This window comes from Bradyrhizobium sp. YCK136 (assembly GCF_044570075.1).
Classification (GTDB): domain Bacteria; phylum Pseudomonadota; class Alphaproteobacteria; order Rhizobiales; family Xanthobacteraceae; genus Bradyrhizobium; species Bradyrhizobium diazoefficiens.
The window spans coordinates 2,585,633-2,604,596 of sequence record NZ_CP172424.1 but is presented as its reverse complement, the minus strand read 5'-3'; the positions used below and the strand labels follow the sequence as shown (position 1 = coordinate 2,604,596).

The 18,964-nt window shown below is 57.0% G+C and carries 14 protein-coding genes and 1 pseudogene; 13 read left to right on the top strand and 2 right to left on the bottom strand.

Annotated features, from left to right (window positions below; translation table 11 throughout):
• Nucleotides 1-73 precede the first annotated feature (73 nt).
• From ACFLEY_RS12185 to ACFLEY_RS12160, 6 genes are all read left to right on the top strand, one after another.
• Nucleotides 74-901 (top strand): AAA family ATPase, encoded by an 828-nt coding sequence (locus ACFLEY_RS12185; protein WP_396604653.1) that lies wholly within the window; start codon nucleotides 74-76, stop codon nucleotides 899-901.
• Between the two features lie 429 nt (nucleotides 902-1,330).
• Nucleotides 1,331-2,395, top strand: coding sequence for an IS110-like element ISBj4 family transposase (locus ACFLEY_RS12180; RefSeq protein WP_396604652.1), 1,065 nt, complete (start codon nucleotides 1,331-1,333; stop codon nucleotides 2,393-2,395).
• 1,504 nt (nucleotides 2,396-3,899) lie between these two features.
• Entirely contained in the window at nucleotides 3,900-5,072 is a 1,173-nt protein-coding gene (locus ACFLEY_RS12175) for a glycosyltransferase family 4 protein (protein ID WP_211434449.1), read from the top strand.
• Between the two features lie 194 nt (nucleotides 5,073-5,266).
• Complete coding sequence (locus ACFLEY_RS12170; protein WP_211434450.1) at nucleotides 5,267-6,133, top strand: hypothetical protein; 867 nt, start codon at nucleotides 5,267-5,269, stop codon at nucleotides 6,131-6,133.
• A gap of 172 nt (nucleotides 6,134-6,305) precedes the next feature.
• On the top strand, nucleotides 6,306-7,661 hold the full coding sequence (locus ACFLEY_RS12165; RefSeq protein ID WP_211434451.1) for an O-antigen ligase: 1,356 nt from the start codon (nucleotides 6,306-6,308) through the stop codon (nucleotides 7,659-7,661).
• Nucleotides 7,662-8,114: 453 nt separating this feature from the next.
• Nucleotides 8,115-8,936, top strand: a complete 822-nt coding sequence (locus tag ACFLEY_RS12160; RefSeq protein WP_211434452.1) for a bifunctional 2-polyprenyl-6-hydroxyphenol methylase/3-demethylubiquinol 3-O-methyltransferase UbiG — start codon at nucleotides 8,115-8,117, stop codon at nucleotides 8,934-8,936.
• Between the two features lie 52 nt (nucleotides 8,937-8,988).
• On the opposite strand, the gene ACFLEY_RS12155 is transcribed toward ACFLEY_RS12160, so the two are convergent.
• Nucleotides 8,989-9,483, bottom strand: coding sequence for a hypothetical protein (locus ACFLEY_RS12155; RefSeq protein WP_211434453.1), 495 nt, complete (start codon nucleotides 9,481-9,483; stop codon nucleotides 8,989-8,991).
• A 1,111-nt stretch (nucleotides 9,484-10,594) separates the two neighbouring features.
• Between ACFLEY_RS12155 and ACFLEY_RS12150 the strand changes: the two genes are divergently transcribed.
• A complete protein-coding gene (locus tag ACFLEY_RS12150) occupies nucleotides 10,595-11,695 on the top strand; it encodes a glycosyltransferase family 4 protein (RefSeq protein ID WP_211434512.1) in 1,101 nt (366 codons plus the stop codon).
• A gap of 224 nt (nucleotides 11,696-11,919) precedes the next feature.
• Nucleotides 11,920-13,377: an oligosaccharide flippase family protein gene (locus ACFLEY_RS12145; protein WP_211434513.1), complete on the top strand. Its 1,458-nt coding sequence runs from the start codon at nucleotides 11,920-11,922 to the stop codon at nucleotides 13,375-13,377.
• A gap of 468 nt (nucleotides 13,378-13,845) precedes the next feature.
• On the opposite strand, the gene ACFLEY_RS12140 is transcribed toward ACFLEY_RS12145, so the two are convergent.
• A protein-coding gene (locus tag ACFLEY_RS12140; RefSeq protein WP_396604651.1) for an IS3-like element ISRj2 family transposase occupies nucleotides 13,846-14,975 on the bottom strand; the annotation gives its coding sequence in 2 pieces (ribosomal slippage) (nucleotides 13,846-14,723 and nucleotides 14,723-14,975; 1,131 coding nt in all).
• Nucleotides 14,976-15,009: 34 nt separating this feature from the next.
• Between ACFLEY_RS12140 and ACFLEY_RS12135 the strand changes: the two are divergent.
• From ACFLEY_RS12135 to istB, 5 genes and pseudogenes are all read left to right on the top strand, one after another.
• Nucleotides 15,010-15,264: pseudogene (locus tag ACFLEY_RS12135) on the top strand (hypothetical protein); the annotation flags it as partial.
• 59 nt (nucleotides 15,265-15,323) lie between these two features.
• Nucleotides 15,324-15,746 (top strand): IS66-like element accessory protein TnpA, encoded by a 423-nt coding sequence (tnpA, locus tag ACFLEY_RS12130; protein ID WP_396604650.1) that lies wholly within the window; start codon nucleotides 15,324-15,326, stop codon nucleotides 15,744-15,746.
• A complete protein-coding gene (gene tnpB / locus ACFLEY_RS12125; protein ID WP_211434514.1) occupies nucleotides 15,740-16,093 on the top strand; it encodes an IS66 family insertion sequence element accessory protein TnpB in 354 nt (117 codons plus the stop codon). Before tnpA ends, tnpB begins: the two co-directional genes overlap by 7 nt.
• A 285-nt stretch (nucleotides 16,094-16,378) precedes the next feature.
• Nucleotides 16,379-18,136, top strand: coding sequence for an IS21-like element IS1631 family transposase (gene istA, locus ACFLEY_RS12120; RefSeq protein ID WP_129557431.1), 1,758 nt, complete (start codon nucleotides 16,379-16,381; stop codon nucleotides 18,134-18,136).
• Nucleotides 18,137-18,140: 4 nt separating this feature from the next.
• Nucleotides 18,141-18,908 (top strand): IS21-like element IS1631 family helper ATPase IstB, encoded by a 768-nt coding sequence (gene istB, locus ACFLEY_RS12115; protein WP_038952109.1) that lies wholly within the window; start codon nucleotides 18,141-18,143, stop codon nucleotides 18,906-18,908.
• The last annotated feature ends 56 nt before the right edge of the window (nucleotides 18,909-18,964 follow it).

Sequence of the window (18,964 nt, the reverse complement as noted above, 5' to 3'; positions counted from 1 at the left end):
ATCGCGATTACTTGCTCGCAATAAGCGGCCAGACCGACCACAGTCGTCAGAAAGGCAGATATCCGAAGAAGAGATGAAGAGCCCCAAACTGAAGGAAATCGTCGGTCCGCTGAAGAACGTCGTCAACGTCGCCTTACCGCTCGTTCAGGCGCCAGCACTGTACGAAGCGCGCAGTACCCTGCTATTCGAGTTCCCGTACGCCACCGAGGTCGTCGACTTCGCGCTGGCCGATCTCGTCGGACGCGAGACGGTCCATTTGCGACCCCTCCTGATCGTCGGCGAGCCTGGCGGAGGCAAGAGCCGCTTCGCCCGCCGGCTGGGCGAGGTCTTGGACGTCTCTGTCTGGCGAAGCGACGCAAGCCGCTCGGATGGCGCTTCCTTTGGAGGTACGGACCGCCGCTGGTACTCGGCCGAGCCGCGTCGTGCCTTCCTCGCGATTGCGCAGGGACGCATTGCTAATCCGCTCGTGCTGATCGACGAGATCGAGAAGGCCGCGACGCGGACCGACTATGGTCGGCTTTGGGACGTACTGCTAAGCTTTCTCGAATCGGAAACGAGCTGCCGCTATCCCGACCCCGCGTTGCAAACCACCCTCGATCTGTCGCGAGTAAGCTACGTCGCCACCGCAAACCGTCTCGATCCCCTGCCCGGTCCGATCCGCGACCGGTTCCGTGTCGTGACCTTTCCCAAGCCGACTTCGAAGGATCTCGACGCATTGCTGCCGGCCGTGCTGACCGATCTCGCGAAGGAGCGCGGTCTCGACCAGAACTGGCTGGCGCCGCTCGACGGCATTGAGCGCGAAGCCGTCGCGAAGCACTGGCCCGGCGGCTCGGTGCGCCGCCTGCGCCGTATCGTCGAGGCTGTCCTGCGCGAGCGCGACGTTCGCGCATTGAGGAACTGATCATGGGGGAACAGGAGTCCGGAAAGACACGGCCGCCATTGCCGCGGCCGCCGCAACGACAAGCATCATTCGAATGAGCGCTTCATCTTCGACAAGAAATATCGATGCTTGCGTCATGTCTTGCCTCAAGCCCTGCTTGAACTAGCCACCGGGAGCGCGTTGAGGAGATGTGAGACCGCAGTTGTAAGCTGCACCGGCGCAAAGGGTTGCGCCCCACCTCCTCGCTTCCGCCGTTGGCTGGACAAAATGCCAAACCGCGAACTCTCTGAACTTCGCGTGAGGAGCAAATTCGGTCGACTCATGCTGATGATGATCTTTTTATCGAGTAGCGGCAGGTTAACCTGTTACTTCCGCTAATGGGATGGTCCGGCCGTGCTCCTGCCCCGCCAGCGATAAGCTGGCCAGGGGCGCCAAGACAAGGAGCACGCCATGTCCCAGACACCCAGTACCGCGATCGCCGTGATCGGCATCGATATCGGCAAAAACTCGTTCCACGTCGTGGGCCACGATACGCGCGGCGCCATCGTGCTGCGGCAAAAGTGGTTGCGTGGCCAGGTGGAGGCGCGGCTCGCCAATATACCGCCTTGCCTGATCGGCATGGAAGCCTGCGTCGGCGCACATCATTTGAGCCGCAAACTCGCATCGCTTGGTCACGATGCCAGGCTGATGCCGGCCAAATATGTCCGCCCCTATAGCAAGGGACCGAAGAACGACTTCAATGATGCCGAAGCGATTGCCGAAGCCGTGCAACGCCCAACGATGAAGTTCGTGGCGACCAAGACTGTAGAGCAACTGGATCTGCAGGCGCTGCATCGGGTGCGCGAGCGCCTGGTGTCGCAACGCACCGGCATCATCAACCAGATTCGCGCCTTCATGCTCGAACGCGGGATCGCGGTGCGCCAGGGTATCGGCTTCCTGCGCACAGAATTGCCCACCATCCTTGCGACGCGCACCGATGCCCTGTCGCCACGCATGTTGCGTGTCATCGAGGAGTTGGCAGGCGACTGGCGTCGGCTGGATCAGCGCATCGATAGCCTCTCCGGCGAGATCGAAGCACTGGCCCGTCAAGATCAGGCATGTTCGCGCCTGATGACGGTGCCTGGCATCGGGCCGATCATTTCGAGCGCCATGGTGGCCGCGATCGGCACTGGAGACGTCTTCTCCAAAGGCCGTGACTTCGGCGCCTGGCTCGGACTGGTGCCCAAGCAGATCTCGACGGGAGACCGCACGATCCTCGGCAAAATCTCACGGCGCGGCAATCGCTACCTGCGCGTTCTGTTCGTGCAGGCGGCATGGGTTGTGCTGGTCAGGATCAAGAACTGGGAACGTTACGGACTCAGATCCTGGATCGAAGCCGCCAAGAAGCGATTGCACCACAACGTGCTGGCGATCGCACTCGCCAACAAGCTTGCCCGCATCGCCTGGGCGGTGCTGGCTAAAGGACGCGCCTTCGAGCTGACAAGGACCAACGATGCAGGCGTCCGACCCGCTTGATCCTCGCGCCGTGCTCGGCGCGGTCAAGGCGCGGCCTGGCAACGCCGGAGCCAGCCGCAAGCCAAGCGCAACGGCCGGCCTTGACCGCCCGTGCGCGCGACCCGACGCACGTTCTGCGGGCCGGGACGAAGGAACGGCCCCTGGCTCGAACACAGGAACTGCGAGGTAGGAGGAGCATGCGATGACGTAACCCCATCAACAGGTTCCAGCCGAGGTCTGCGAGAGGATGAGACGAGATGGAGGTTCGGTCTTCCCGGCGCATGCGAACACTGGTGACCCAAATGGCCCAATCGAGGCCTGTCCGCTAATGAGAACGCGCGCGCGCTGATATCCATGATGGCCCGGAGCAAATGCTCCAATCAAAGGCCGGATACATTGATGCAAGACCACTCACCACCTGATCGACGAATCTCTTGCTACGCACGGCCGGACCATACATTGGGTCAAAAGCAGCGGTGGACGCCAAGTAGGATCGGCATCCGGTTTGCCCCTGACAGCCGACATGACACGCGCTTAATCGACCTTCGGCTAAGGGCCAGAAGCGGACTTTGTTCGCCTGACGTCACGGACCGTTTCGCGATATAACCGCTCGCCAGCAAGTCTCTGCTGAGATCTCAACGGGCGCCTTATCGGGATCAGTCGGGACCATGACGCGCAGGAAAAAGCGCGTCCTTCGCGAACAGCAGAAGCGGCATCAGCACGAAAATCATCAGCGCTGCCTCTACACGGACGAATGCCAAAGGCACTGCAACCGCGTACGGCACAAACACAACGGCACTTAGCCTGGTAAGCGCGGCCGGGCGATAACAGTCTCGGCGCCTGATCGGCCAATCGGGAGAGAACGTAGTAACGTAGTGTGGTCGGCGAGGCGGAAGTTAGCGCAAGGACAGCGCCATAGCTCGCAGCAGCCAAGGGTCTGGTTGGCGCACTTCCGACGAACGCAGTTGCATACGGAATCAAACTTACCCAAAATGGCAGTTCTCCAATTCGACTGGCGCCATGGAACACGCAATTTTTCAGAACGTTTTCATTTTGGATCCTCGTCCGCAGCAGGAATCCCACCAGCTAGTGCGCTGCCAGCGCGCGCAGAAACCACTCCTTGAACCTTTTCGGCGCATACCGCCGCCACGAGCATAGTTATGGGGAGATCGAATGCACCCATCACATCTCTTCCCGTTACGCTAGCCATGGGCGCGCCGACGTCTCTTAAATTAAGTGTAGGCAAAAATGCCAGAAATAGAAGCATTTCGATAGAACATCGGAGCTAAATGGCTACCCAATTGTGAGTACTTGGCGTTATCAAGCTGCGTTGTACAATCTAACGCGTCGGCACTTCGAGGATCGGATTTATGAGACCCGTGGAGGCTGAGCCGAAAACCGGATTAGCTTAAATTGGTGTCAACGAAGCGGGCGCAGGCCAGTGTCCTCGATCAATGCGCTCTGTTGCGCATGAAGTCGTCCAGTTTCAATATGGCATGCTATCGCATGAAGCTCTGGGTGTCAGGTGCGAATTCTTTCGATAGAGTTTTCCCTTCCCTATCTACTCAACGATGAGAACTATCCGATCGGCGGGTGGGCCATCGAACTTTCGATATGGCTTCGCGCGCTTGAAGATGCCGGTCATGAAGCTGCTGTCCTTACCTGGAAGGGCGCTTTGGCCCATGTTGGTTCGGACCAGAAAATCAAACTTATCGAGACCTATGATCCCGCGAGGGGTGTGCGGGTTGCGAAGTATTTCTACGCATACATTCCCAAAACATTGGCAGCCGCCCGCGCCTATCGTCCGGATATCATCATCCAGGGCGCACGTGGGGTCGGCACCGCCATCATGGCTTTCGTCGCCGGCCAATTGAGGATTCCCTTCGTTTACCGCGTGGTAAGCGACGCAGATGTCGATGAACGATACAAAATCGGGCTTCGACATTATGAATGGTTATCTTATTCTTGGGCTCGGCATCGAGCAGCCGGATTTCTCTGTCAGAATCAGTATCAATGTGACCAGTTGACTGCCCTTTTCCCGGGCAAGCCTATTCACGTCATTCATAATCCTATTGTCGTGGCAGAGGACGCGACCGCTCCTTTGCCGCGTGTAGCACGCAGTTATGTCGCCTGGCTCGGCGTCTTCCGCTATGAAAAGAACTTGCCATTACTTTTTCGGATCGCCCAGGAACTTCCTGCCGTCAAATTCCGCGTGGCAGGGATGCTGTCCCGAGGTGCTGATCAATCGACGGTGGACGCCGTGAATGGCCTGCGCCGTCTGCCGAATGTCGAATTGGTTGGCTATATCCGGCGGGCAGACATTCAACCGTTCCTATCAGAAGCGGCGATGCTTCTCTGCACCTCGCGTTACGAGGGCTTCTCGAACGTGTTCCTGGAGGCTCTGGCCGTGGGCACACCTGTCGTGACGCGCCGGCCTGTCGATCCGGACTCGATCGTCTTGCGTCATGCCCTTGGCGCATCGGCTGAGGACGAGCTGGCACTATCCAAATCCGTGAGGGCAATTTGGGAGATTGACGCGAATGAATACAACGCGCTCGCTCGACGATGTCAGATTTATGTTAAGGCGAATCACTCGCCGACGGTAAAGGCTCGTGAGTTGATTGCCGCTTTGACGCCCCTTGTTGCTCGGTCAAAACGCCCATGGCAACCACTTTGCCTTAATCCACTCGAACCTTAGATTTTGGTGCCTCGTACACGCCCGCGGTCCCTCTTTCAGGTAGAGCAGATATCTTGAGAAGCTTTCTCATTACAATCGACACAGAGGGCGATGACGTCTGGAGCAGGCGTTCCGGAGTTGGCACTCGCAATGCGTCCTTTCTTCCTCGCTTTCAGTCGTTGTGTGAGAACTTCGGACTGAAGCCGACCTACCTAGTGAACTACGAAATGGCAAATGATCCTAGTTTCGTTGAATTTGGTCGCGATCTAATCGCACGAGGTGCCGGCGAAATCGGGATGCATTTGCATGCCTGGAATTCACCCCCAATCCATCCCCTGACCAGCGATGATTCCTGGTACCAACCCTTTTTGATCGAATATCCGGAAGATGAAATCCGGAAGAAAGTAGAATTTCACACGCATTTTCTTGAGGACGTTTTCGGCGGCAAAATGCGGAGCCATCGATCGGGTCGCTGGGCCATGAATGGATCTTATGCCGATGCATTAAGAGATTTGGGATATAGAGTAGACTGTTCCGTAACCCCTCATGTGGATTGGCGGAGTTCCAAAGGAGACCCAGACGGTGCGGGAGGAACCGACTATCGAAGGTTTCCCGAGCATCACTATTGGATGAGTGAGCGAGATATCGCGCTTCCGGGAACCTCTTCGTTACTCGAGGTTCCAATGACGATCATCAACCGATCGCCTGCTTTGCTGACCCGGGTGACCCAAGCTTGTGAAGATATATCTGACTTTCCGAATAGAGCTCAGCGCTCAATCTGGCCGCTCGATTGGCTACGGCCCACCGGGTCGAATTTGGCATCGATGCTACGCATTCTCGACATCGCGATCGCACAAGATCGGTCTCATGTGGAGTTCATGACGCATTCGTCAGAGCTCATGCCTGGCGGTAGTCCTTATTTTCCCTCGATTGAATCGATCGAGAAATTATATCGAGATTTGAACGAGCTCTTCTCGCAAGCGGCGAAGCATTTTCGCGGCAGTACGTTGACCGAATTCCACGATAGAATACTGCTGTCATCACGCTCCGACCACCGAGCAGAATGCGGACAGGAGGAATAGCAATAATGATGATATCAACTATCATTGTCGTGGCTGGCAGCCCTATCGAACATCTCTGATGCCGACGCTTGGAGTTTTGCCGCGATGACCCCGACCGAAGGAGCACTGCTTCAGCGGCACAGCCAGATCAGGCCGCGCTAGAACAATTCCGATTCGTTGCGAGGGAATTCCTTTGAACCATACTGGCCCAGTTCCCGCTCCTCATCCTCTCACGTTTGCGCCCTCAGCCGCGCAAAGCGGGAGAAACCTGTTTCTTCTTTTTGTTTTTATGTTGCCATTCCAGCGCTTAGCATTTCTCAGGGACAATTTGTTTGATATCCAAGGTTTGAAGCCGTTCAACTTACTGTCGGCTGTGGTCTTGGCCTATTTGGTATTCCAAAGTGCGCCCTTGCGCGCGACCGACAAGATCGAGCAAACGTCCCTCAGAGTTTTACTCCTGTACTTCGCGACCTTTACCATCACCCTCATTCGATCAATTCCAAATGCGCCGCTTTTTCACGATCACTTCCCTGATGTATTTCCGGACTCCTATTTGGATTATATACTGTCGAATTGCATCGTTCCCGCCTTTTATGTTTTACCATTTTTAGTTATCCTAACACGAATGTGCTCATTTCAAGAGCTTGAGAGGATCACGACGGTGATCTGTCTCTCAATATTGTTGCTATCGATCGCTTTGATCATACTTGTCGCGATAAATCCGTCCGCTTTGCTTTCCGGCAGCCGGGACGAAATGGCTGAGCTGGTTTCAGGCAGCCGGGATGAAATGGCCGAGCTGTGCGGAACTTATTTTGGTGTCAATCGCAATACGATAGGAACTATATACATTTGTACTACGCCCTTGTTGCTCTATAAGGTTCTTACGCGCAGTGCTTTCTGGATCGTACCGCTCGGTCTATCGCTCGTTGCAATTCTCCTGCTCCAGTCCCGCAGCGCACTTGTCACAGTAGCAGTTGCATACTGCTTATTTCTGATTCAGAGGCGCAAATTTGTCATTCTAGGCCTTAGCGCTGCAGCGGTTGGCATCGTATCGCTCGTGTGGGTGGGACCAACCGTCGAGTCCCTTCTTTCGATTGGACTTGATAGCGGGTCCGATTTTTCGGCCGATGCCTTGCTGACGGGCCGCGTTGATCACATCTGGGCTCCTTTGCTCGATGAATGGACAAGCGATATCGGCCTATTCTTGTTCGGTGCTGGTCGCTATGGAATGATGACGAGCGAACTTTGGTACACAGGGACCCTCATACACGCCACTCATGCGCATAATGCGATTATCGATTTTTTCCTTGATTGCGGGGCAATTTTTACCTTCGTGCTGATAGTTCTTCTTTTCATTGGAGTGGCCACCGCTTTACGGGTTGGGCGAAGGTTGAATAGTGACCTATACTGGGCTCTGTTCGCATGCATCATTGGTTTTGGAATTGGCACGATGACTGATCGTGAAATCTTTCCAACAATTGACAACATGTATGTATTTCCGATCATTGCGATGATGATCAACTTGGCGCGGTTGCGTTATCGGGGTTGACCCAGTCACACAGAACTGGTCCGACCTGAACTCTGTTTTGGCATATCGAAGACTATATGACGGCGTGACGAGATGGTTGCGAAGTATCCGTCCGGTGGAGCCAATCTTGCAGAGTGAGGCAATTGACAACTGTCCTCATCGCCGGTGATAGGCGTAGTGCCTAAATCGAACTGCTAGAAATAGTGGAGACGGGTGCTGCGACGCTGGTCGGTCGGATGAGAAGCTCAAGATCGTCCCGGAAAGCCGCGCCTGTCGCTGGTCGCCCGCCGCTGAGAGCTGACCACAAGCCGCAACCAATCAGCATTCATTTTCGCTTCCACGGCATCATCGACTCCGCGGAAGGTCCGTTCTTCGACGATCCCATGTACGCTTGACGTCGCAGCTGCGAGCGATCACCTAAACGATCTAAGCTCTTCAAATTGACGGCGTCGGAGCTGGATGGTATCATATTTTATGGCTTCCAAACTCGTGATGGATCCGAAGCGCGAGCACCACTATAAGGTGGAAATTGGGCTCGCTGACCGGTTGCGCAATTCCTCGCGCGCCGAGCGCGCGCATCTCTACAGCTCGGTGTACGAAGAGCTGTTTCGTGAGGTGCCGTACCACTCGCAGCTCGTATCTAAGAGCCAGGAAACGGTGAAGCGAGCCGAGTTGCAGAAACTGTTCGAGACGCTTCGTCCGTTCCTGAATCATGACACGGTGTATGCGGAGATCGGAGCTGGCGACTGCGCGCTGACGATGCTCGTCGCGCCGCACGTCCGAAAGGCCTACGCGATCGATGTCTCCGAGACGGTGACCCGCGGCGCGACGGCGCCGAATCTCGAAGTCGTGCTTTCCGACGGCGTCAGCATTCCGGTAAAGGCGACCCTGATCTTCTCGAATCAGCTGATGGAGCACCTCCATCCCGACGACGCGCGCGACCAGCTCGCGAACGTGTTCGCCGCCCTTGAGCCCGGCGGAAAATACTTCTGCATCACCCCGAACCGCATTAGCGGTCCGCACGACGTCTCGCGCGGCATCGATGAAGTTGCGCGCGGCTTTCACCTGCGCGAGTACACGAATCGTGAACTAGCGGGCCTATTCCGTTCGGTGGGTTTCGCGCGCGTACAGGGTTTCGCACGCATCCGCAACTTCCAGACGACGCTGCCACTGGGCGTCGTGACCGCGCTCGAAACCGTCGTCGGCTGGCTGCCGCGGCCCCTCGGATCGCGCGTTTCGAACCTGCCGATCCTGCGCCGTATCATTGAAATCGAGCTCATCGCGACACGTCGCTGACGACACATCCCCGACGCTCAGGAGTGGTCGACAACCAGTATTTGGTCGGCGACTAGGGCCTGTTGAGATTCATCGAGAGTTTATCACGACTGCGGCGAGTTGGATATTTGCGGCGAAAACTCTGATCGGTTTTATCTGCGCGCATTGCGATGCGTTTGAATTCCTTGAGCTTGCAGAAGAAATCCTCGATCAGGTGGCGCCACTTGTAGATCTGAGTGTCATCGGCAGAGGCGAGGCGCGCGCCGAGGATGCTATGAGATGGCGATTTTGGCGCCGCACTCGTTGAGGTCGGCGATGATGGAATTGCTGTCGAAGGCCTTGTCGGCGATGAAGCCCTTAAGGACGAGACCGTCGATGAGCGGAACGACGCCCACCGTATCGAAAGGGTGGCCGGGCAAGAACAAAGCGGACGAGATTGCCGAACGCGTCGGTCAGCGCCAGAATTTTGGTCGTCATGCCGCCTTTGGAACGGCCGATGGCTTGGCTCTGAGCCCCCTTTTGCGCTCTGTCCGTGGCGGTGGACCTTGACGATGGTGGCATCGACCATGGCGTACTCCATGCTTGGCGTGTTGGAGCAGGCCTCGAGAAGCGTGCGAAAACGTCCGCTTTGACTCAGTCGCGGTAGCGCTTGAAAATCGTGTTCCGGTTGCCGAAGAACAGCGGAAGATCACGCCACGTGTCCGCACGATCCAAAGAACCGCTTCCACAAAGCGGCGGTCGGCTTACCCAGACACTGCGGCTCCATCTTCGCCCATTGGGCGTCTGTCAGCCAGAGCTTGAATCACAACCAAGCCACAGGTGGAATCTAACGAATCGTCCGTGAAGAATGCAGATCGGCCTGAGAGATAGGCAGAAGTTGTCTCGATAAAGTATTCGATTTTGCAGGAAAGCCGGGTGTTGGGCCGCGGTTTCTTGCGTTTTGGGATTTTGCTTTCGAGCGATTCGTGATTCCCTGACGGACGGGTCATCGGCATTGGGGACGGCGATGAGCAAACCGCGGGATGATCGCCAGAAAGACCTGTTGCTTCGTAAGCGCAGCTTTTCTCCCATTTGATTGACTGGTTTCGCTTCGGCTTTCGCTCTGCGATCCTTGGCTTGTCAGAGAGCCGAGAGGAGACTGAAGGCGATGGAACAATCGGGGGAGGAAGCCGAAGCTGATGGCTTTACTCTTGCGTGCCATCATCCGCGCCTTCGCCGAAACTGTCCCGGCTCAAAAGATCGCTTAAATCAGCGCTCGTCCGCGTTCTTCACGGAGGACTAACGAACAGAGTTGCGAGGCGCGACGCTGTCCTCTCCATTCTCATGGCACTGCTATCTTACGACCACAAGTTGACGTGAACCTTACAAGCGCATGGCTCCGAAACCGAGCCCATGGACTACTCACAATTGGGTAGCCACTCAGCCCCCGGTGAACTCAATCGAAGAGCTTCTATTCTCAATGCCTTTGCTTACACTTGCTCAAAGCGGCATCATGCGAAGTCTAGTGGACTTCCAACGCCGACGGTCTGCCGCTCAATCGACGTTTGTCAATCAACGGATTTTTTGTGATGCGCATACTAGTGGTAACCGATAAGCGGATTGCTAACCTAAGCGACGGCTATGACCTACGCGTGTGGCACTTGTGCCGTGAATTGGCGAAGCGGCATGAGATGCACCTTTTGACGATTCCTATCAGTTTACCTCGATTTGATGACGGTCCAATCGGGTTGAGCGATGTCTTCAAAAAGATAAGCGAGATGCCACGTGTTCCCGCGCACAGACCCTCGCTGAAAAGGCACTTCCGTCGAAATGACTCAAATTACTATTCGCTTTCCTACCCGCGCTACTTTCAAATGGTTACCAAAACGATAGCCGAAATCTGTGAACAGAACAATATTAGCCATATGCTGGTCTTTAACATTGATGTTGCGGGATTCGTAAAACCGTTTTCGGGCAGTAAAAAGATCCTTTTTGACCTCTGCGACAGTGAAGTCCTAACGCTGACTAGGCAAATACAGCATTTGCCACTTTGGCCCTTACAGAGATATCTAAAAGCGCATTTGATGCGCGCCCGTTTTGCCAAGGCTGAATCGTGTTTGCCTCGCTGGTTTAATCATGTAACGACAGTTAATGGCGCGGATACGGACACGGTCTGTAAGTTGTCCGCTAGAAGTACAAACATCAGCACTATACCGAACGGAGTTTCGCCTCGCCTTGCGGAGACATTTGACGCAAATGATCGTGTCGCCAAGCGCAGGGGGGTCGCTTTTTGGGGAAATCTTGCCTTCAAACCGAACAGCGATGCTGTTCGTTACTTCTACGAGAATGTCTATCGACCGCACTTAGCACCGGCCGGAATTGAGTGGTGCGTGGTGGGCAGGGATGCGGAACGCTGGCTACAGGAGGAGGCACAGCGAGACCATGGTATTCGTCTCACTGGCTTCGTTGACGATATTTACTCAGTACTGGCCGAGTATCCTATAATGGTGAACCCCATGCGGATCGGTAGTGGATTGAAGAACAAAGTGCTGGAGGCGTTTGCCATGGGGTTGGCCGTTGTTTCAACCGGCGTAGGCATTGAAGCAATTAGCGTGGCACGTGAAGGCATCGATTACATGCGAGCTGATGAACCTGAGAGAGCAGCGTTGGCGATCAAATTACTTATAGACAATGAACGCCTCCGGCTCTCTATGACTAAGGATGCCCGAAAAATGCTGCTGGAGAACTACACCTGGGACAAAGTTGCCGGCAATTTGGATGCGCTTCTGTGCTCATTGTGAAATACCACTCCCGATTCATTCAGATCACCTCGGTGTTTGAGGAGGCAGGCCACGTTTGTTTGCCATCGCGTCTTGGCGATTTCTCGCACTATTGACGCCTGCTAAGCCGTGAAAGCGGCGATGCGTCGGCGTGACTGCTGGCGACGGTGTTAGAATTGTAGTTGCAATCAAAGTCGTGATTGCTGGGCTAAGTCGGTCGAAATCAAGATCAAGGTCGCTGACGCATGGCGTCAATATTATATCAAGGCATCGAGCTCTCTGTTGCACGCTATGTCGAGCAGGTCATCACGCTGTTGACGCCGATCGTTCTAGTGCGAACCATCGGCGTCACGGCCTTCGGCGAATATCGACTGTTCTGGCTACTTGTAACTACAGCTGCCATGGTCTTCCCCTTGGGTTTGCCTCGCAGCTTGCTCTTCTTCTTTGTCCGCCTGGATTCAGAGGGACGCCGACTTTATGTTGGGCAGACAGTGCTGTTCTTGGTTGCCACAACGATGATTGCTGTGCTTCTGATCTTTGTCGCTGGTGATGCCCTCCCCGCGGGCATGAAAGAGCTACTGAGTGACCATGAGCTTTTGCTCGCGGTCTTCCTATTTGCCTGGAACTTGGGCTTATTACTCGACGTGCTGCCCAACGCAACAGGCCAGATCCGCTGGCAAGCACAAGCTATCCTGGCTACATCTATTGTAAGAGCCGCGCTCACAATTTCTGCAGCAGTTTTTTTTCAGCGGCTTGAAGACGTGCTTGTTGCAACGCTAATAGCTGCTTTCATGCGGCTTGGCCTTTTGGCCTATTTCATTGCACGCTATTGCGGCGCTCGATTATTACCTTTAGACAAGCAGCAATTTCGCGAACAGCTTCGGTACGGTATTCCATTTGGCGTGGCCACTTTGCTGTTCAACATGCGGAAACAGACCGAGCAATGGATTGTCGCGACGGTGTTTTCACCAGGGGTGTTCGGCATTTTTTCGATTGCAACTACGCTCCTCATGCCCTTTGAAGTCTTGAGAGGCGTACTGGGGAATTTGCTCTTGCCCAGAATGAGCCACCTCCATTCACTTGGTCGCCATGAAGAGCTGTTGCGCCTAAATAATCAGGGCAACCTAATCATCAGCGCGATCATGTTCCCCGCTATTGCGGCGTTGTTCGCCTTTTCCGATGAAATCATCCAATTCCTGTTTACGAAGGAGTACGTGAGTGGCTCGCCGGTGTTGCGTATTTATCTGGTTCAGACGTTGATTTCGACTGAAATTACCACCCTGCTGAATGTGTTCGGACAAGGTTCGTCTAATCTGCGTTATGAAGCCTCAATTTTCCCCTTTGCCGTAATTTCAAGTCTAATAGGCGTCTGGTATTATGGTTTGCCGGGTGCGGCTATAGGGTCGGTATTGGCTACTTTCGTGGTCTACGCGCTTTTTCTGACAAGACTTTCAAACGTAATGAGCGTTCCTATCGCAAGATTGCAGGATTGGACAAATCTTGGAAAACTCTTGAGCGTATCGGCAGCTTGCGCAGTCGCGGTACGCTTTTCGGTCGACCTGCTGAACCCATCGATTCCAGTTGCTGCGATAGGCGGGCCCGCCGCGGTCTTGGTGCTTTACGTTACTATTTCACTCGCGACGGGGTATCGTCGAACGTTTGCTGAGATACGAAGGGAATGGGGATCTATCCGCATTGGCTAATAAAGCATCGAACAAACGATCATGAGATCTGCAGCTGCTTTGATCCCAGGTGATTGCTTTCTGAGTGTTCGGACCACCGCTGCTGCATTGTTGCCATTGAACGCTTTGCGCTCCTGACCACCACCTCATCCGAAAGGCGACCGCGGCACACCGTTTACAGCGAATCGGTACAAAGCGGATTGAGCTGGGCCCGGTTGTCTGAACGGATTTTCCGCATCGATAGTCGTCCGTGAAGAATCAGATCGGCCTGACGGATAGGCAGAAGTTGTCTCGATAAAGTGTTCGATTTTGGCCGTGCTTTCCCTGTTGCTTCCGGCCCTTGAGAGCTGGCCCCGGTTGTTTGGACAGCGCCCCGCTGGATTTAAGTGGATTCCTGCCGGGTTATGCTGAACGCGGGGCTTTACGGTTTTGTCGTTGCGTCGGGAGGGCGTAGCCCGACCAGAGCGACGACAAAACCGTCGGCGACGGTCATGCGGCCATCACCATAGCTTGCGTGCCGAAGTAAGCCTCGTCGGGCGTGCGCCCGTCAAGGCTCGAGTGAGGGCGTCCCTGATTGTAGAAGGCCAGATACTTGGCAATTGACGCTCGCGCCTCGGACACGCTGTCGTAGGCGCGGAGATAAACTTCTTCGTATTTGACCGTGCGCCAGAGCCGCTCGACAAACACGTTGTCGCGCCAGGCGCCCTTGCCGTCCATGCTGATGGCGATCTTCGCGTCCAGCAGCACATCGGTGAACTCGAGGCTGGTGAACTGGCTGCCCTGATCCGTGTTGAAAATCTCGGGCCTGCCGTGCTTCGCCAACGCCTCCTGGACCGCTTCGACGCAGAAGGCCGCCTCCATTGTGGTCGAGACGCGATGGGCCAGGACCCGTCGGCTGAACACATCGACGACCGCCGCGAGATAGACGAAGCCACGCCGCATCGGAATGTAGGTGATGTCCATTGCCCACGCATGGTCGGGCCGCTCGATCTTCAATCCGCGCAACAGGTACGGGTAGATCTTGTGACCCGGAGCCGGCTTGCTCGTGTTCGGGCGACGATAGACCGCCTCGATCCGCATGCGCTTCATCAGCGTCGCGATGTGGCGGCGACCGGCGTATACGCCCTCCCGCCGCAGCAACGATCGCAGCATACGCGCTCCCGCGAAGGGATAATCGAGATGCAGCTCATCGAGCCGACGCATCAAGGCAAGGTCCTCGGCCGAAACTGGCCGAGGTTCATAGTAGACCGTGCTGCGAGCCAGCTTCAGGACCTTCGCCTGGCGCACGATAGAAAGATCATGATCGCGGTCGATCATCGCTTTGCGCTCAGCAGGCCCGCCTTGGTGAGCGCGCCGGACAAAAAATCGTTTTCCAACGCCAGCTCGCCGATCTTGGCATGTAACGCCTTCAAATCGACCGGCGTCTCGGCCGATGTCTTGTCATGCCCAAACACGCCGGCGGCGCCTTCCAGGAGCTGGTTTTTCCAGATCGTGATCTGGTTCGGATGAACATCAAACAGCTGCGCCAGCTCCGCCAGTGTCTTGTCGCCTTTGACCGCAGCCAAAGCAACCTTCGCCTTGAATGCCGGAGAATGCGTCCGGCGGCTCTTCTTCGTCATCTTCGCTCCTGATTCGCAGCAAGAATCCTCGCCGCTGTCAGGCAGAAAATCCACTCAAGCTACTGTCCGAATTTGCGGGGCCAGCTCTCTTGATCAAATCGTCGATATGGGCCACCCGCTAGTGCGGTTGGCGGCGCTGATCGACTGGCAGTTTCTGGGTGACCGCCTTGGTTCGGTGTGCCAAACCGGTCCGGGGCAGCCTGGCCCGCCGACGCGGCTTCTCGCCGGCCTGTTCATCCTGAAGCACATGCACAACAATCGTAAGCGTTGCGTTGAGGCCCTTGAGAATTTTCATACGCGATCGTGAGAGCACCGTTAGAAGAGTCATCTTCTGCAAGGGTGCTCACAATGGACGACCATTCGGACGACATAAGACGACCGTTGTCACCGCGTATCGAGGTGTATGCTGGCGCAGGTCGCAAGCGCTGGCCGGACGATTTGAAGGCGCAGATTGCTGCGGAAAGCCTCGAGCCGGACGCGGTTGTCACAGATGTCGCCCGTCGCCATGGCTGCCGGCCCCAGCAAGTGCATGACTGGCGGCGTCGGGCGCGGTTGGGCCAGTTGGTACTGCCGGCTTCGGCGGACACACTGTCATTCGTGCCGGTGGTGTCGGAATCAGCGTTACCGGCGGCCACGGAGCCCACCGGGTCGCCGGAAGCAGCCGTTGTGACGGTTGAGTTCCAGGGGGCACGCGTTGAGGTGCGGGGGGCGCCTGGCCTTGCTGTGTTGAGTGATGTGTTCATTGCGCTCCGACGGACACGTTCATGCTGACACTGCCCGCGAGCCTCACGGTCTACGTTGCGACCCAACCTGTTGACTTCAGGAAGGGTGCGGAGGGCTTGGCGCTCTTGGCGAAGGAGACGCTGGGCCACGACCCGATGAAGGGCGTGGCGGTGGTCTTCCGTGCGAAGCGCGCCGATCGGGTGAAGATTGTCGTCTGGGATGGCAGCGGCCTTGTGATGTATTGGAAGCGGCTCGATGGCAGCGGCTTCAAATGGCCTCCCATCGTGGCCGGCGTGATGCGGATGAATGCGGCCCAGCTGTCCGCGCTTCTGGCCGGCATGGATTGGACGCGCATGCACGCGCCTCGAATCCCGCAGCCGAAAGCACTTGCGTAAAGATACAAATCTTCGCTGCATCGGGGCGCGAAGCATGGCAGACTCGGGCCGATGAGTGATTTGCCTGATGAGCTGCCGAGCGATCCAGCCGAGTTGCGTGCCTTTGCCGCGGCTCTGCTGGATCGCTGCGCCAGACTCGAGCGGTTGCTCAAGCTTGCGAAAGATGCGCAGTTCGGTCCCCCGTGGGTCGGTCAAAATCCCCCGGGTATGGTCACTTGAAACTCCCCCACCTGATGATCACCGTCAGCGCCGCTGAACAGCAGTAGCCGGTCAGGCAGGACGTTTATGTTCGACCCCTTTAGCCAGCAAGGGGCCGGGGAGTTGAACGTCTTGAAGCGACATCTGCAAAGCACCGTACTTACATTACTTGATCGCAACACCAGCCAGCGCGAGATTCACCGGCTGACGGGTGTCGATCGCAAGACGATCCGGCGTTATCAGGCGCTGCGGGCCGGTGCGGAGGCAAATTCCCCCGGGGAAGTGACCACCGGCTCGGTGAGCGCGGACGGCCAAATTCCTCCACCCCGACCACCGGCTTTTGGGACATCGGAAGCGACGGTCACCAGCAGCCTGGCCCGTTCGGCTTGCGAAGCGCATCGGACGTGGATCGAAGAACAGGTCCGGCTGAAGCGGAACGCGCAGGCGATTTACCAGGACCTGGTTGATCAATTTAGCTTTCCGTCCAGCTACCAGAGTGTCAAGCGGTTTGTGCGCCGGTTGCGGCACGCTGATCCTGAGCAGTTTGATCGTCTTGAGTTCCTCCCCGGCGAGGAAGCTCAGGTCGACTATGGCGAGGGCGCGCCGACGGTTGATCCGAAGAGCGGGCGGTACCGTCGTCCCCGCCTGTTCGTGATGACGCTACGCTACTCGCGGCGCAGCTTCCGGCGGGTAGTCTGGAAGTCCAGCCAACAAGTCTGGGCGCAGCTCCACGAAGAGGCGTTCCGGTATTTTGGCGGGGTCCCCAGCTATGTCGTGCTCGACAACCTGAAGGAAGGCGTCCTCAAGCCGGATTTGTACGAGCCCCAGCTCAACCCGATTTACAGCGCGATGCTGGCTCATTACGCCGTGGTCGCCGATCCCGCGCGCGTGGCCGATCCAAATCGGAAAGGATGCGTCGAGAATGCGATTCAACATACCCAGGGCACTGCGCTGGCCGGACGGCGCTTCGAGACGCTGGAGGCGCAAAACGAGTTCTTGAGGCACTGGGAGGAGAACTGGGCTTCCAAACGCATCCACGGCAGCACGCGCCGTCAGGTCGAGGCGATGTTCCAGGAAGAGAAGCCGCACCTGCGGCCGCTGCCTGTCGCTCCCTTCCGCATCTTCACCGAAGTCGTCCGGACTGTCTGCGACGACACCACCGTACGCGTCGACAACAGCTATTACGCCGCGCGGCCCGCGCCGATCGGCAGCCAGGTCGTCGTGCGCATCTACACCACCACGATCGAGATCCGTGATCGCCACACCCGTGCGCTGCTGCGTGTTCATTCCCGGATGGCGCACCCCGGTTCTGTCGTCCTGCCGACCAGCGAACGGCCGTTCAACCCGTCGCGGCAAACCGCCGTGCTGCTGGCGAGCGCCGAGCGCATCGGACCGCAGACCAGGGCCTTGTGCCAGCAGGTGTTCGACACCGAAGGGCGCCCCGGACAGCGCGCGATGTGGGGCATTGTCGGGCTGGGCCGGAAGTATCCGGCGCGGCTGGTCGAGCAGGCCTGCGCGCACGCCATCGACAACCGCATCTACCGCTACAAGCACGTGCGTGCGACCGTCGAGCGGTTGTTCGAACAGGCGATCGAGCAGGTTGGAGTGACGCCACAGCCGGCATCGCCGCTCACCCAGGATCATCCGCTGATCCGTACCCCCGCGGAATACGGCGACCTCTTCAGCCGCGCTGTGCGGCGCGACGCCGACGACAATGGTCGGCAGGCCGAGGCTCACGACGATCACGCCACGGCAATCCGCGCTCGTGTCGCCTGCGCAACCCCGGCCAACTCCGGCGCCACGAGCGCTCCCGCTGCACCTTCTCACCTTAAACTGGAGACCTAGCCACATGATGACCATGCCGGAAATTGAGCGTTGCCTACGACAGCTGCGCCTGTCGGGTGTCCGCGACACGCTGCAGACGCGCGTGCTCCAGGCGCAGGGCGCCAACCAGCCCTTCCTCGAGACCTTCTCCCTTATCCTGCAGGATGAACTGGACCGTCGTCAGTCCCGTCTTATCGAGCGGCGATACCAGCAATCCGGGCTCGACGAAAAGCTGACGCTCGCCGAGTTCGACTGGTCCTTCAATCCCAAACTGCCACGTCAGACCTGCTTCCAGCTCCACACCCTGGCGTTCATTGCCGCTGGCGAGAACGCTCTGCTTGTTGGCAAACCTGGCACCGGGAAGTCGCACATCGCCAAGGCGATTGCCTATCAGGCGATCCTGCAAAGCCACAAGGTCCAGTATCTTGAGACCGACGACTTCTTTCACCGCTACGCCCTGAACTCTCCGGCACAACGCGAGGTCCGGCTGCGAACCATCATCGACTGCGATCTCCTCGTGCTGGACGATCTATTCCTCGCACGCGCCATCCCCGACGACGCCGGCACTTTGCTGCAGACCCTGATCCATCAGCGTTACAAACTGCGCCGCAGCGTCATCGTCACCTCCAATCGCGTCGTGCAGGATTGGGGGGCATACCTTGGGGACAACACTATGAGCACGACGATCCTCGATCGCCTTATGCATCATTGCCATCTGCTTGAGTTCGACGGACGCAGCTATCGGCTCAAAGAAGCCGCTGAAGCTCTTGCCCGGGAAACAAACTCAAACTAACAGTCCCTTGTCCTGCCTCGCGGGTGGAGGAATTTGACTGACCACACCCGGAGGAA

What these genes read in the sequence shown, in the direction of transcription:
- ACFLEY_RS12185 (WP_396604653.1), top strand. Translation starts at nt 74, where the DNA reads ATGAAGAGCCCCAAACTGAAGGAAATCGTCGGTCCGCTGAAGAACGTC.
- ACFLEY_RS12160 (WP_211434452.1), top strand. Translation starts at nt 8,115, where the DNA reads ATGGCTTCCAAACTCGTGATGGATCCGAAGCGCGAGCACCACTATAAG.
- tnpB (WP_211434514.1), top strand. Translation starts at nt 15,740, where the DNA reads ATGCTGACACTGCCCGCGAGCCTCACGGTCTACGTTGCGACCCAACCT.
- ACFLEY_RS12145 (WP_211434513.1), top strand. Translation starts at nt 11,920, where the DNA reads ATGGCGTCAATATTATATCAAGGCATCGAGCTCTCTGTTGCACGCTAT.
- ACFLEY_RS12155 (WP_211434453.1), bottom strand. Translation starts at nt 9,483, where the DNA reads ATGGTCGATGCCACCATCGTCAAGGTCCACCGCCACGGACAGAGCGCA.
- ACFLEY_RS12180 (WP_396604652.1), top strand. Translation starts at nt 1,331, where the DNA reads ATGTCCCAGACACCCAGTACCGCGATCGCCGTGATCGGCATCGATATC.
- tnpA (WP_396604650.1), top strand. Translation starts at nt 15,324, where the DNA reads ATGGACGACCATTCGGACGACATAAGACGACCGTTGTCACCGCGTATC.
- istA (WP_129557431.1), top strand. Translation starts at nt 16,379, where the DNA reads ATGTTCGACCCCTTTAGCCAGCAAGGGGCCGGGGAGTTGAACGTCTTG.
- istB (WP_038952109.1), top strand. Translation starts at nt 18,141, where the DNA reads ATGATGACCATGCCGGAAATTGAGCGTTGCCTACGACAGCTGCGCCTG.